The organism is Microbacterium sp. sgz311019, assembly GCF_056135325.1.
The window spans coordinates 186,593-199,531 of record NZ_JBWAXO010000002.1 but is presented as its reverse complement, the minus strand read 5'-3'; the positions used below and the strand labels follow the sequence as shown (position 1 = coordinate 199,531).

At 70.8% G+C, this 12,939-nt stretch carries 12 protein-coding genes; all 12 read right to left on the bottom strand.

The features are described 5' to 3' along the window. Positions 1–69: 69 nt before the first annotated feature. The 12 genes from AC0NZN_RS03780 to AC0NZN_RS03725 all read right to left on the bottom strand — a co-directional run bounded on the left by AC0NZN_RS03780 (position 70) and on the right by AC0NZN_RS03725 (position 12,861). Entirely contained in the window at positions 70–2,232 is a 2,163-nt protein-coding gene (locus AC0NZN_RS03780) for a DEAD/DEAH box helicase (RefSeq protein WP_474590929.1), read from the bottom strand. Positions 2,233–2,581: 349 nt separating this feature from the next. Further along, complete coding sequence (locus tag AC0NZN_RS03775; protein WP_474590928.1) at positions 2,582–4,771, bottom strand: heavy metal translocating P-type ATPase; 2,190 nt, start codon at positions 4,769–4,771, stop codon at positions 2,582–2,584. Then, on the bottom strand, positions 4,771–4,983 hold the full coding sequence (locus AC0NZN_RS03770; protein WP_474590927.1) for a heavy-metal-associated domain-containing protein: 213 nt from the start codon (positions 4,981–4,983) through the stop codon (positions 4,771–4,773). The genes AC0NZN_RS03775 and AC0NZN_RS03770 overlap by 1 nt, the downstream gene beginning before the upstream one ends. A gap of 64 nt (positions 4,984–5,047) precedes the next feature. Continuing rightward, on the bottom strand, positions 5,048–5,914 hold the full coding sequence (locus tag AC0NZN_RS03765; protein ID WP_474590926.1) for an aldehyde dehydrogenase family protein: 867 nt from the start codon (positions 5,912–5,914) through the stop codon (positions 5,048–5,050). A gap of 53 nt (positions 5,915–5,967) precedes the next feature. Further along, a complete protein-coding gene (locus AC0NZN_RS03760) occupies positions 5,968–7,407 on the bottom strand; it encodes an aldehyde dehydrogenase family protein (protein ID WP_474590925.1) in 1,440 nt (479 codons plus the stop codon). 11 nt (positions 7,408–7,418) lie between these two features. After that, positions 7,419–8,426, bottom strand: coding sequence for a deoxyribose-phosphate aldolase (deoC, locus tag AC0NZN_RS03755; RefSeq protein ID WP_474590924.1), 1,008 nt, complete (start codon positions 8,424–8,426; stop codon positions 7,419–7,421). Next, entirely contained in the window at positions 8,423–9,352 is a 930-nt protein-coding gene (locus AC0NZN_RS03750) for a sugar-binding transcriptional regulator (RefSeq protein ID WP_474590923.1), read from the bottom strand. Before AC0NZN_RS03750 ends, deoC begins: the two co-directional genes overlap by 4 nt. A 128-nt stretch (positions 9,353–9,480) precedes the next feature. Continuing rightward, the gene (locus AC0NZN_RS03745) at positions 9,481–10,434 is read right to left on the bottom strand and encodes a bifunctional riboflavin kinase/FAD synthetase (protein WP_474590922.1); all 954 of its coding nucleotides are present in this window, start codon (positions 10,432–10,434) and stop codon (positions 9,481–9,483) included. After that, on the bottom strand, positions 10,431–10,901 hold the full coding sequence (locus AC0NZN_RS03740; protein ID WP_474590921.1) for a hypothetical protein: 471 nt from the start codon (positions 10,899–10,901) through the stop codon (positions 10,431–10,433). The genes AC0NZN_RS03745 and AC0NZN_RS03740 overlap by 4 nt, the downstream gene beginning before the upstream one ends. Before the next feature lie 42 nt (positions 10,902–10,943). Then, a complete protein-coding gene (locus AC0NZN_RS03735; RefSeq protein ID WP_474590920.1) occupies positions 10,944–11,312 on the bottom strand; it encodes a hypothetical protein in 369 nt (122 codons plus the stop codon). Then, the gene (gene truB, locus AC0NZN_RS03730) at positions 11,309–12,190 is read right to left on the bottom strand and encodes a tRNA pseudouridine(55) synthase TruB (protein WP_474590919.1); all 882 of its coding nucleotides are present in this window, start codon (positions 12,188–12,190) and stop codon (positions 11,309–11,311) included. The genes AC0NZN_RS03735 and truB overlap by 4 nt, the downstream gene beginning before the upstream one ends. Further along, positions 12,190–12,861, bottom strand: a complete 672-nt coding sequence (locus tag AC0NZN_RS03725) for a nucleoside/nucleotide kinase family protein (protein WP_474590918.1) — start codon at positions 12,859–12,861, stop codon at positions 12,190–12,192. The genes truB and AC0NZN_RS03725 overlap by 1 nt, the downstream gene beginning before the upstream one ends. Positions 12,862–12,939 lie beyond the last annotated feature (78 nt).

Sequence of the window (12,939 nt, the reverse complement as noted above, 5' to 3'; positions counted from 1 at the left end):
GGGGGGAACTGGCGACGCTGCCTCGATCAGTATGACGGATGCGACAGCGGCGACGAACTCTCCGCCCGATCAGGCCCCGAGCGCCTGACGCAGCAGATGCATGAGCGCGGACAGCTGCACCGAGTCGCTCGACTGCGGGTCGACCGCCTCGCCGTCGAGCGCGCGGGCCGCGAGGCCGTGCTTCGAGTCGATGAGCTCGGCGATCTTCGTGTCGATCGTGTGCGCCGCGATGATCCGCCACGCCGTCACCGGCTCGTCCTGGCCGATGCGGTGGACGCGGTCGATCGCCTGCGTCTGCTCGGCAGCCGTCCACGACAGCTCCGACAGCACGACGTTCGACGACGCCTGCATGTTGACGCCGACGCCGGCCGCGGTGAGCGAGCAGACCGCGATCGCCACCCCGGGGTCGTTGTTGAACGCGTCGACGGCCTGCTGGCGCGCGGGCGCGGTCTGGTCGCCGCGCAGCGACACCGTGCGCAGACCGGATGCGGCGAAGTGGGCCTCCGCGGCATCCATCACGTCGATGTGCTTGGCGAAGAACACGACCTTGCCGACAGAGCGCTGCAGCTGGACGGCGTAGTCCGCCGCGAGCAGCGCCTTGGCCTGCCCGATGCGGCGCACCATCGTGAAGACGTTCTCGGTGCCCGCCGGGGCGGCCTTCGCATCCTCCAGCTCGGAATGGGCGACGAGGCGGACGATGTCCTCGTCGATCTCCCCCGGCTCCAGGGCGCGGTGGCTGCGCGACTCGACGATGCGGCGGTACTTCTCCGCGAGGCGGGCCCCGAGCTCGCGCTCGGCCTGGCGGATCGACCGGCCGTACTCGTCGTCGAGCTCGACGGGGAGGTCGGCGATGAGCTTGTCGGGCAGATCCTTCGCGACATCGGTCTTGCGACGGCGGACGATGCCCATCGAGATGACCGCCTCGCGGGCCTCCGGGTAGAAGGACTTGTCGGCCGGGGTCAGGCCCGTGGCATCCAGCTTCTCCATCAGCAGCGGACCCGGCTTCTCGCCGTTCGTCCAGCCGAGGAAGCGCCAGATCGCGTCGAAGTCCTCGACGTCGTTGATGAGCGGCGTGCCCGTGAGCGCCAGGAGCAGCGGGTCGCGCACCTGCTCCCGGATGCGCGCGGCGAGCGCCAGCACGTTCTGGGAGCGCTGCGAGGTGAGGTTCTTGATGAAGTGCGCCTCGTCGACGACCATGCCCTTCAGGCCGATCGAGCCGAGCCACGACAGGTGCCGGTCGAGCACCTCGTAGTTGACGATGAAGACGTCGGCGAACGCGTCGATCGCGTCGCCGTCGCCGTGGATGACGGTGGCCCTGCGCTGCGGCGTCCACCGCTCGACCTCGCGCGCCCAGTTCATCTTGACGACGTTCGGAACGACGGCGAGCAGCGGATAGGCGTCGGCGACGGATGCGGCGAGCACGGACTCCGCCGTCTTGCCGAGGCCCGGCTCATCCGCGAGGAGGAACGAGCGGTGTCCGGCGCGCACCGCCTCGAGGAAGCGCGACTGGTGCGGCATGACCTCGAGGCCCTTGGGCGAGAGGCGGTCGAACTCGGGGACGGTCGGGAGCTCCATCGTGGCGGAGCCGCCTCCGGCGCCGGTCTCGAACGCCTTGTACAGCGGGCCCATGAGCTCCCAGCCGTCGAGGCGCCGGCGCGCGGTGGACCCGTGCGCGCGCAGCGCGAGGTCGGGAGCGAGGAACGGGTTCGCCTCGCGGCGGGCCTCGACCTGCGGCGGCACGACCTGGCGCTCGGCCAGAGCCGCGGGCACGACGGGCGCGACGATCGGGGCGACGTCGGTGATGATGAGCTCGTCCGGCGGCAGCTCCGCACCCGACTCGAGCAGCCAGTCGCGGCGCATGCGCTTGGCGACGGGAGAGGCGGCCTGATCGACCTCGAGCAGCTGGATGAGCGACGTGTCGCGCGCCGCGGTCTTCGCGAGGATGGTGGCGACGCCGTCGAGGCGCTTGAGTAGCTCTGCGCGCACGGCATCCGTGATCTCGGTGTCGCCCTTCACCCGCGCACGCTCCTCGCGCACGAGGAACGCGATCACCTGGAACTTGACCCTGTTGGTCGGGCCGAGCTTGCCCCGCTGGGCCTTGGCCTCGACCTCGCGCACCTTGCGGGCGAGGATCGGGATGATCGGTGCGTCCTCATCGCGACGTGCGGATGACGGGCGGCGACGGCGCTGCTGCGTCCTGACGTTCTGAACGTCGGTTGCCGTGGTCGGCATGCTCCTCCTGAGCGTGAATGCCGGGAGCGGCCCGGCGACGACGGGTTCGTCGCGAACCCGTCCGATGTGCACTGCGTCGTATCAGCTCGAGAACCGTGGCGGCTCGGGACACCGAGGGCGACGCGAAGCGGGGACATTGTGCTGTGCGGCACAAGCCGATTTCCTGGGCATCGACTGCGCAGACAGCGTATGACGACCGTCACAGACCCGCTTCAGCGGAACGGCGACGGGAAACCCCGCCTCTGATTCTATGCCCAACATGCACATCCACGCCTGCGCACGCCGTCACGTGACGAATATCTCGGGCATTCCTCCCACACGCGGGCATTCGCGACTTTCGTCGGGACGCTCAGAATGAGCGGCGCAGCCGTAGGCTGTTGAGCACGACGAACACGCTCGAGAACGCCATCGCGGCCGCCGCGATCATCGGGTTCAGGAGCCCGAAAGCCGCGAGCGGCAGCGCGGCCGCGTTGTACGCGAACGCCCAGAACAGGTTGCCGCGGATGATCCGCATCGTCCGGCGGCTCACCCGCAGCGCCGTGTCGACCTGCCGCAGGCCCTCGCGCATGAGGGTGATGTCGCTCGCATGCATGGCGGCATCCGTCCCTCCGCCCATCGCCATGCCGAGGTCTGCGGTCGCGAGGGCGGCAGCGTCGTTGACGCCGTCGCCGACCATCGCGACGCGGTGGCCGGATGCCTGCAGCCGGGCGATCTCGTCGACCTTGCCCTCGGGCAGCACGCCGGCGACGACACGGTCGATGCCGACCTCCGCGGCCACGGCCTGCGCGACCGACGCGTTGTCGCCGGTGAGGAGCACGACGTCGACGTCCAGCCGGCGCAGGGATGCGACGACCTCGGCGCTCTCGGCCCGCACGGCGTCTGCGACCGCGAACACCGCGGTCGCCTGCCCGTCCCAGCCGGCGACGACGACGGTGCCGTGGCTCTCCCCCGCCGCGACGGCGGCGACGAGCGACGACGGAACGACCGCGCCCTGCTCGGCGGCGAAGTCCGGGCGACCCGCGAAGACGCCGATGCCGTCCACCGTTCCGGTGACGCCGCGACCCGCGTGGCTGCGGAAGTCGGCGACGTCGGCCGAGCCCACGCGGGCCGAGGCGATCGCGCGCGCGACGGGATGCTCGCTGTGGGCTTCGAGGGCGCCGACGATCCGCAGCGCCTCCTCGCGGCTCGGTCCGTCGACGGTCACCGCCGCCAGGGCCATGCGCCCCTCGGTGACGGTGCCCGTCTTGTCGAGGACGACCGTGTCGATCCGCTCAGCCTGCTCGAGAGCCTCAGGCCCGGTGATCAGGATGCCGAGCTGCGCGGCGCGGCCCGTGCCGACCAGGATCGCGATGGGCGTCGCGAGCCCGAGCGCACAGGGACAGGCGATGATGAGCACCGCGACCGCGGCGGTGAAGCCGGCCGCGACCGGCTGGCCCGCGAGCATCCACGCGATGAGGGTCAGGACCGACAGCCCCACGACCACCGGGACGAAGACCGCGGAGATCCGGTCGGCCAGCCGCTGCACGCGGCTCTTGCCGGTCTGCGCATCCTCGACGAGCTGCGCGATGCGGGCCAGGCGGGTGTCTGCGCCGACCGAGGTGGCGCGCACGACGATCCGGCCGTCGGCCGCGATCGTGCCGCCGGTGACGGATGCGCCGGCCGAGACATCCACCGGCACCGCCTCTCCGGTCAGCATGCTCTCGTCGACCGAGGCCGTGCCGTCGACCACGACTCCGTCGGTCGCGACCTTGCCGCCCGGACGCACGACGAACTCGTCGCCCACGCGCAGGTCGTCGATCGGGATGCTGCGCCCCTCCGCGAGCTCGACGTCCGTCGCACCCAGGCTCATGAGCGCGCGCAGCGCGCCCCCGGCCCGGCGCTTGGACCTCTGCTCGATGACGCGGCCGAGGAGCAGGAAGACGGTGACGACGGAGGCCACTTCGAAATAGACCATCGAGGTCGCATCCTCGGCGCCCATCGTCGCGAGCCGCCCTGCGGTGCCGAACACCAGCGCCCAGACGCTCCAGAGGTACGCGGCGAGCGTGCCGATGGTGACCAGGGTGTCCATCGTCATGGCGCCGTGACGCGCGTTCGCCAGCGTGGCCCTGTGGAAGGGCCAGCCGCCCCACAGCACGATCGGCGTCGCGAGGGCGAACGACGCCCACTCCCAGCCGGGGAACTGCCACGCCGGCACCATCGCAAGCACCACGACGGGGACGGCGAGTACGGCGCTGACGGCGAGGCGTGCGCTCAGCGCGGTGGTGGTGTCGTGGACGTGGGCTCCGTGCTCGGCTCCGTGCTCGGCTCCGTGAGCGGTGCGCGGTGTTCGCACGCGGGCGTCGTAGCCCGCCTCCCGCACGGCCTGAACGAGACGATCACCGTCGATGCCCGCGGGGTAGCTCACCCTCGCCGACTCCGTGGCGAGGTTCACCTCGGCCGTGACGCCCTCGACGCTCTGCAGCCGCTTCTCGACCCGGGCGACGCAGCTCGCGCACGTCATGCCCTCGATGTCGAGCGTCGCCTCGCGGAGGTCGGTCATCAGGCGCGTCCGGCGAGCGTGTAGCCCGCCTCGGCGACGGCAGCGGCGACGGCCGACTCGGCGATCGGCTGTGCGGCCGTCACGGTCACGGTGCGGCTCTGCAGGTCGACGGCGACGTCGGTGACACCGGCGACTCCGCTCACCTCCCGCGTCACGCTCGCTGCGCAGTGGCCGCAGGACATCCCGTCGACGATGAAGCTCTCGGTGGTCATGTCGTTCCCCTTTCGAACGGTCACGAACACCAACCAGCATACCCCCCTGGGGTATTCCCGGACGTCAGATCATGCTCTTGGGGTGCCACACCGTCTTGATCTCGGTGAGCGAGGTGATGCGCTGCAGGCTCAGGGGCGCGGCATCCTTCCCGCCCTGCGGCGGGATGACGCGGGTCAGGGTGTCCGCGGCGGCGATCTGCAGGTCGACCCAGTCGAGCTCCCCGGCTCCGGTCAGATCCAGCGCCCGCACGTCGGGATGCGAGGCGAGCCACGGAGCGAGCTCGGCCGCGGATCCCGTGAGCACGTTCACGACACCACCCGGAACGTCGCTCGTCGCCAGCACCTCGGCGAGGCTGATCGCCGAGAGCGGATACCGCCCACTCGCGACGACGACGACGGTGTTGCCCGAGACGAGCGCGGGCGCGACCACCGAGACGAGGCCGAGGAGGGCCGAGTCCTGCGGTGCGACGATCGCCACCACGCCGGTCGGCTCGGGTACCGAGATGTTGAAGTACGGACCGGCGACCGGGTTGGCGTTGCCGGCGACCTGGGCGAACTTGTCCGTCCACCCGGCGTACCAGACCCAGCGATCGATCGCCTCGTCGACCTCGGCGCGCGCTTCGGCCGCGGTCGCACCGGTCTGCGCCGTGATCTCGTCGACGAACTGTGCCCGTCGCCCCTCGAGGATCTCCGCGACACGGTAGAGCACCTGGCCGCGGTTGTACGCCGTCGCACCCGCCCAGCCCTTGCCCGCCCCGACCGCGGCCGACACGGCATCCCGAGCATCCTTGCGTGACGCCTTCGCGGCATTGGCGAGGAAGCCTCCGTCCGGGGCGACCACCTCGAAGGTGCGCCCCGACTCGCTGCGGGGGAACGCCCCGCCGATGAAGAGCTTGTAGGTCTTCGGAACCGTCAGCCGCGCTGGGCTCACGCGCCTGGAGGCTCCGGACGACGCGCCAGCGGCGTTAGGAGAAGGTGTGGCGATCATGCCGCTCCCTTGAGGTAGGCGAGAAGGCCCTGGCGGCCACCCTCGCGACCGTAGCCCGACTCCTTGTAGCCGCCGAAGGGGCTCGTAGGGTCGAACCTGTTGAACGTGTTGGCCCACACGACGCCGGCGCGCAGGCGGTCGGCGACCGCGAGGATGCGGCTGCCCTTGTCGGTCCAGATGCCGGCGGACAGGCCGTAGGGCGTGTTGTTGGCCTTCTCGATGGCCTCCCCGGGCGTGCGGAACGTCAGCACCGACAGGACGGGCCCGAAGACCTCGTCGCGCGCGATGCGGTGACTCGTCTGCACGTTCGTGAAGATCGTCGGGGCGAACCAGAAGCCGCGATCCGGGATGGCGCAGTCCGCCGTCCAGCGCTCTGCGCCCTCCTGCTCGCCGATGTCGCTGAGCTCGCGGATGCGCTCGAGCTGCTCGGCGGAGTTGATCGCGCCGATGTCCGTGTTCTTGTCGAGCGGGTCGCCGAGCCTCAGCGTCGAGAGGCGGCTCTTCAGTCGGTCCATGACCTCGTCATGGACCGACTCCTGCACCAGGAGCCGGCTGCCCGCGCAGCACACGTGCCCCTGGTTGAAGAAGATGCCGTTGACGATGCCCTCGACCGCCTGGTCGATCGGCGCGTCGTCGAACACGATGTTGGCGGCCTTGCCGCCGAGCTCGAGAGTGAGGCTCTTGCCGCTGCCCGCCACGGTCTTCGCGATGGCCCGGCCGACGGCCGTCGAGCCGGTGAAGGCGACCTTGTTCACGTCCGGGTGCGCGACCACTGCGGCGCCGGTCGCGCCTGCGCCCGTCACGATGTTCACGACACCGGCGGGAAGGTCGGCCTGCTGCAGGATCTCCGCGAAGATGAGCGCCGACAGCGGTGTCGTCTCGGCGGGCTTCAGCACGACGGTGTTGCCCGCCGCGAGCGCCGGGGCGACCTTCCACGCGAGCATCAGCAGCGGGAAGTTCCAGGGGATCACCTGACCGGCGACGCCGTGCGCGCGAGGGTTCGCGCCGAGGCCGGCGTAATCGAGCTTGTCGGCCCAGCCGGCGTAGGAGAAGAACCAGGCCGCGACCAGCGGCACGTCGACGTCGCGGCTCTCCTTGATGGGCTTGCCGTTGTCGAGGCTCTCCGCGACCGCGAGCTCGCGGGCGCGCTCCTGGATCAGGCGCGCGATGCGGTACAGGTACTTGCCGCGCTCGCGGCCGCTCATCTTCGACCACACCTTGTCGTAGGCGCGGCGCGCGGCGGCGACCGCCGCATCCACATCCGCATCCGAGGCCTCGGCCACCGTCGCGATGTGCGACTCGTCGGCGGGCGAGATCGTCGCGAACGTGCCGCCGGTGCCCTCGCGGAACTCGCCGTCGATGAACAGGCCGTACTCGTCGCGCAGGTTCAGGATGGAGCGCGACTCGGGAGCCGGCGCGTATTCGAGAAAGCTCATGCTGTCCGTCCTCAGTCGATCGTCACGTAGTCTGCGCCGGCGTAATGGCCGGTCGCGAGCTTCTGCCGCTGGCGCAGCACGTCGTTGAGCAGGCTCGAGGCGCCGAAACGGAAGAGATGCGGCTGCAGCCACTCCTCGCCCACGGTCTCGGCGACCGTCACCAGGTACTTGATGGCGTCCTTCGACGTGCGGATGCCGCCCGCCGGCTTCACGCCGATGCGCTCACCGGTGAGCCGGTGCCAGTCGCGGACCACCTCGAGCATCAGCAGGGTCACCGGGAGCGTCGCGGCCGGCGAGACCTTGCCGGTCGAGGTCTTGATGAAGTCGCCGCCGGCGAGGATCGCGAGCCACGATGCGCGCTTGACGTTGTCGTACGTGTTCAGCTCGCCGGTCTCGAGGATGACCTTGAGGGACGCATACGTCCCATCGGCGCGCCGGCAGGCCTGCTTGACACGGGCGATCTGCTCGAAGACCACGTGGTAGTGCCCGGCGAGGAACGCCCCGCGGTCGATGACCATGTCGATCTCGTCGGCGCCATCGGCGACCGCCTCGGCCGTGTCGGCCAGCTTGATGTCGATGGATGCTCGTCCGCTGGGGAATGCGGTCGCCACCGCCGCGACGCTCACGAGGCCGGCGTCGGGGTCGCCGTGCGCGGCGCCCAGCGCGTCGAGCGCGTGCGGCACCATGTCACCGTAGACGCAGACGGCCGCGACCCGCGGACAGGTCGGGTCGCCCGCATCCGGGGTCAGGGCCTTGGCGACCAGCGACCGCACCTTGCCCGGAGTGTCGGCGCCCTCGAGAGTCGTCAGGTCGATGAGCGAGATGATCTTGTCGAGCGCCCACGCCTTCGACGTGGTCTTGATGGAGCGGGTGCCGAGGGATGCGGCGCGCTGCTCGAGGCCGACGGCATCCACTCCGGGAAGCCCGTGCAGGAATCTGCGCAGGGTCGCATCGTCGGGCTCGCCGCCGAGGAGCTCGAGCGCGCGCTCCTGCGACCTCTGGATCTCGGTCGAACTCATGAATCCTCCAGCATTGCTCGGGCCGTCGCTTCGTCCATCACCGTGATGTTGCACAGGCCGGCCATGATGACCGTCCGTGCGATGTCGTGCTTCGCCGCTCCCGCCGTCACGAAGATCGCGCGGTCTGCGTTCCTCAGGGCGTCGAGCCCGATGCCGACAGTACGCGCATCGAGCTCCGGATTGACGATGTTCCCGTCCGCGTCGATGTACCTTCCGAGCACGTCGCCGACGGCACCGCGGCGGGCGAGTTCGGCGATGTCCTCGACGGTGAGGTAGCCGTTCTCGACGTGGGCGGAGCTCGGGTCGACCGCTCCCGCAGTGAACAGATAGGTGCCCGCGTGGGCGGCCAGCTCGAGGACGCCGGCCACGACGCGGTCGGCCTCGATCGCCTGCTTCGTCTCGACGCGCTCGAGGATCGCCGGGCTCGGGAGCAGCACGGCCTGCCCGTGGCCCCGCTGCGCGATGGTCGCGGCGAGACTGGCGGCGTTTCCGGACCGGCGGTTGGTGGTCACGCCTCCGTTGGTCTGCACGACGGTCACCCCATTCGCCCAGCCGTCGGGCAGCGCCTCGGACACGGCGGTCAGGGTGCGGCCCCAACTCACGGCGAGGGTCCGGGGCACGGGACGGAGCGCGGTCAGGAAGTCGGCTGCGGCCTGGGCGACACGATCGAGCTCCAGTCCCGCGGGCGCGGGCGACACGATCGCCGCCTTCAGTCCGAACCGCTCGCAGAGCTGCCGCTCCAGGGTGAGGCGGCGCGCGCGCGGATGCACGATCTCGATGCGGACGATGCCCTGCTCCCGGGCCTGCGCGAGGAGTCGGCCGGCCTTCCAGCGGGAGATGCCGAGGAGGGCGCCGATCTCGTCCTGCGTCTTGCCCTCGTCATAGGCGAGCTCCGCCACGCGCACGGCGAGCAGTTCGTCTTCCACGGCATCCTCCTTCCGACTTCCAGGGTAGGACGGATGCACCGAACGCGCACGCGGTTGCTCAGATGAGCACCAGGAGAGGCGACGGATGCGCAGACGCCGGGGCTCCGGCCCGGCGGGGCGACCGCGACTCAGCTCAGGGCGACCCGCACGCGGGCGACGTCGTCGGCCATCTGCGCCTTGAGCGCCTGGATGCCGTCGAATGCCGTCATCCCGCGGATGCGGGCGGTGAACTGCACCTCGACGCTGTGGCCGTACAGATCGAGGTCGACCTCGTCGAGGACGTACGCCTCGACCTGCCGCAGCGGGACATCGTCGAAGGTGGGATTCGTCCCCACGCTGATGGCGGCGGGGTACCGCGTGCCGGGGCGCAGCCCCTCGGCCTCGTCGATCAGCCAGCCGGCGTAGACGCCGTCGGCCGGCACGAAACCCTCGAGCTCCTGAGTCAGGTTCGCGGTCGGGTACCCGAGCTCACGGCCGCGCTTGAGACCGTGCACGACCTCGCCCCACACGGAGGGTGCGCGGCCGAGCAGCCGGGTCGCCGCCTCGATCTCGCCCGCGGCGAGCAGCTCGCGGATCCACGTCGACGACACCCGTCGCTCGCCCTCGATCGCCCGGATGTCCTCGATGACGTCGACGCGGAAGCCGAACTCCTCCCCCATCTGGGTCAGGAGCTCCGGCGTGCCGGCACCGCCGCGCCCGAAGCGGAAGTCGTGGCCGACCATGACCGTCGCGGCGCCGAGCGCGCCGACGAGGAAGTTCCGGACGAAGTCATCGGCCGGGATGCCGGCGAGCTCGGAGTCGAAGTGCAGCACGAGAGTGGCGTCCACCCCGGCCTCGTCGAGCAGGTGCAGCTTCTGCGTGAGGCCCACGAGGTCGTCGGGGCAGATCTCGGGGCGCAGGGTGCGCAGCGGATTCCGGTCGAACGTGACCGCCACGACCTTGGCGCCGCTGGGAGCGGCATCCACCCGCGCGCGCTCGATCACCGCGCGGTGACCGGCGTGCACGCCGTCGAACTTTCCGATGGCCACGACCGACGGCCCGAAGCCCGCGGGCACCTCCGCGGGATCGTGGAAGACGATCATCGAGCCACCGTGCCCGTGGCATCCGTCGATGAGGCCCTGTCATCGAGCGGTGGATGCTTCACGAGCCACCACATTCCGAGGAAGGGCAGCACGAGCGGCACGAACACGTATCCCATGCCGTAGAACGACCACACAGTCGCCTCGGGGAAGAGATCGGGCCGGATGACGCTCAGCGTGCCGATGATGATCACGCCCGCCATCTCGAAGCTGATCGTCACCCACGCGACGCGGTACCAGACCCTGGATCCCGCGAAGACCAGCGCGAGCGTCGCGACGATGTAGACGACCGCGGAGAGCGCGGAGAGCGTGAACGCGAGCGGAGCCTTGTCGAAGCGCTCGATGATCTGCACGAGCGAGCGCCCGAAGGCGCCGACGGCGAGGATCGCGTAGACGATCACCAGCACGCGGCCGACACCGCTCATGCGTCGGCGCGCCGTCTTCTGAGGGGCGGGTTCAGGGGAAGTCATGGCGCCCCCATCCTAATTCCGCCGCGGCGGGCGGCCGCTGCGTCAGGAGCCCTGCACAGTCCAGATGACCTGCATGCGCCAGACCATGACGGCGACCGCGAGCGCGGCGATGCCCATGATCACGGTGCTCCATCGGCTCCGCTCGAGGAGCGCCCAGATGACGGCGGCCGGCGGGATCAGCACGGCCGTGACCAGATACACCCAGAACTCCAGGAGGCTGCCCGTGGGCGGGTTGCCCGCGAACGGCGCGATGATCGAGATGACGACCTGTGCGATGAGGCCCAGTTCCAGCACCCCCAGGATGCCGACGCTGAGGTCGCTCGGGCGCCGCCCGGCGAGACCCAGCACGACGCACAGGAGTCCGCCGAGGGCCGCGATGGCCACCAGGATGTAGGTGAACCACAGGATCATCGGGTCTGCTCCTCGGGCATGTTCATGGCGCTCTTGAGGTCTGCTCCGCGCCTCTCGACGACCCCGACGAGCACGCCGTCCGGGTCGACGGCGGCGGCGATGCGATCCGGGATGCGGGCGCCGGCGCCGGTGAGCCGCTTGCCGTGCCGCAGGTCGCGGGCCTCGTCTGCGGTGACGTCGAGGCGTCCGAGCACGGAGCCTGCGACAGCCGCCGGAGTCAGCATCGTCGCCTCAGCGATGCCGTCGATCGATGCGGCGTCCCCCACGTCGAACGACCCGATGCGCGTGCGGCGCAGCGCCGTGAGATGCCCCCCGACCCCGAGCGCAGCGCCCAGGTCGCGCGCCAGTGCCCGGATGTAGGTGCCGCTCGTGCAGTCGACCACGACGTCGAGGTCGACGATCCCGACTCCTCGGGTCTCGCGCAGGACGTCGAACCGCGACACCGTCACCTCCCGGGCCTTGAGCTCGACCTCCTCGCCGGCACGGGCGAGGTCGTAGGCGCGGCGGCCTCCCACCTTGATGGCGGACACCGTGCTCGGCACCTGCGAGATGCGGCCGGTCAGCGCAGCGATCGCCGCCGCGATCTCGTCGGAGGTCAGGTGGCCGGCATCCGTCGTCGAGATGATCTCGCCGTCCGCGTCGTCGGAGTCCGTGGCGACCCCCAGCCGGATCGTCGCCTCGTAGGTCTTGTCGAGCCCGACGATGTAGGTCAGCAGGCGCGTCGCCTCGTCGACGCCGAGGATCAGAAGGCCCGTCGCCATCGGATCGAGCGTGCCGGCATGCCCGATCTTGCGGGTGCCTAGGGCGCGCCGCGCCCGGGCGACGACGTCATGCGACGTGACTCCCCCGGGTTTGTCGACGAGCACGATCCCGCCCATCAGGCGACCCGCTTCGGGTGTGCGAGGTCGGAGTTGTCGATGACGATGGATGCCGCCTCCCGCGGATGCACCTCGTCGAGGTAGAGCTGCTGGCCGCCGCGCCACCGCGCGTTCGAGGGCGCATCCGGGTCGGGGTCCGTGCCGTCGCGCCCCGCCATCCGGGCGTAGGCGGTCTCCCACGGCACGTCGAGCCAGACGACCCTGTCCCAGATCTCGGCGAGGGACGGCCGCTGCAGGAAGATCCCGTCGACGATGAGCACCGCATCCTGCGGAGCGGTCACCCACCTCGCCTCCACCGGCGCGTCCCGCGCCAGGTCGAACGCGGCCAGCTGGAAGCCGGTCGTCCCCGCGGTGTGCGCATCCCGGAACGGGTCGATCAGCACCCTGCGCAGCGTCGCCTCGTCGTAGGAGTCGCGATAGAAGCCCTCGGGGCTGCGGCGCCCCAGTGCATAGCGCTCTACGCGCGGCCGGTGGAAGTCGTCCATGCTCGCGCGAAACACCGCCGAGTCGTCCTCGCGGAACACCTGCGCCAGGCTGTCGGCGAACACCGTCTTGCCCGACCCGTCGATGCCGTCCACGCCCACGATCACACGGCCGGCCGGGAACCAGCGGCGCACCTCGTCGCGCAGCACCCGCTGCAGCGTCGTGACGGGCGTGGTGGGCAGGCGCATGTCTCCAGCCTAGGGTTTGCGCCTCGGCGTGCCCGTCCGCGGATGCTGGTGATCCGGCCGATATCGGGCGCCCGCAGC

Coding starts and splice junctions, on each gene's coding strand:
- AC0NZN_RS03780 (WP_474590929.1), bottom strand. CDS start 2,232: ATGCCGACCACGGCAACCGACGTTCAGAACGTCAGGACGCAGCAGCGC.
- AC0NZN_RS03770 (WP_474590927.1), bottom strand. CDS start 4,983: ATGACCACCGAGAGCTTCATCGTCGACGGGATGTCCTGCGGCCACTGC.
- AC0NZN_RS03725 (WP_474590918.1), bottom strand. CDS start 12,861: ATGCGCCTGCCCACCACGCCCGTCACGACGCTGCAGCGGGTGCTGCGC.
- AC0NZN_RS03775 (WP_474590928.1), bottom strand. CDS start 4,771: ATGACCGACCTCCGCGAGGCGACGCTCGACATCGAGGGCATGACGTGC.
- AC0NZN_RS03745 (WP_474590922.1), bottom strand. CDS start 10,434: ATGATCGTCTTCCACGATCCCGCGGAGGTGCCCGCGGGCTTCGGGCCG.
- AC0NZN_RS03740 (WP_474590921.1), bottom strand. CDS start 10,901: ATGACTTCCCCTGAACCCGCCCCTCAGAAGACGGCGCGCCGACGCATG.
- truB (WP_474590919.1), bottom strand. CDS start 12,190: ATGGGCGGGATCGTGCTCGTCGACAAACCCGGGGGAGTCACGTCGCAT.
- deoC (WP_474590924.1), bottom strand. CDS start 8,426: ATGAGTTCGACCGAGATCCAGAGGTCGCAGGAGCGCGCGCTCGAGCTC.
- AC0NZN_RS03760 (WP_474590925.1), bottom strand. CDS start 7,407: ATGAGCTTTCTCGAATACGCGCCGGCTCCCGAGTCGCGCTCCATCCTG.
- AC0NZN_RS03735 (WP_474590920.1), bottom strand. CDS start 11,312: ATGATCCTGTGGTTCACCTACATCCTGGTGGCCATCGCGGCCCTCGGC.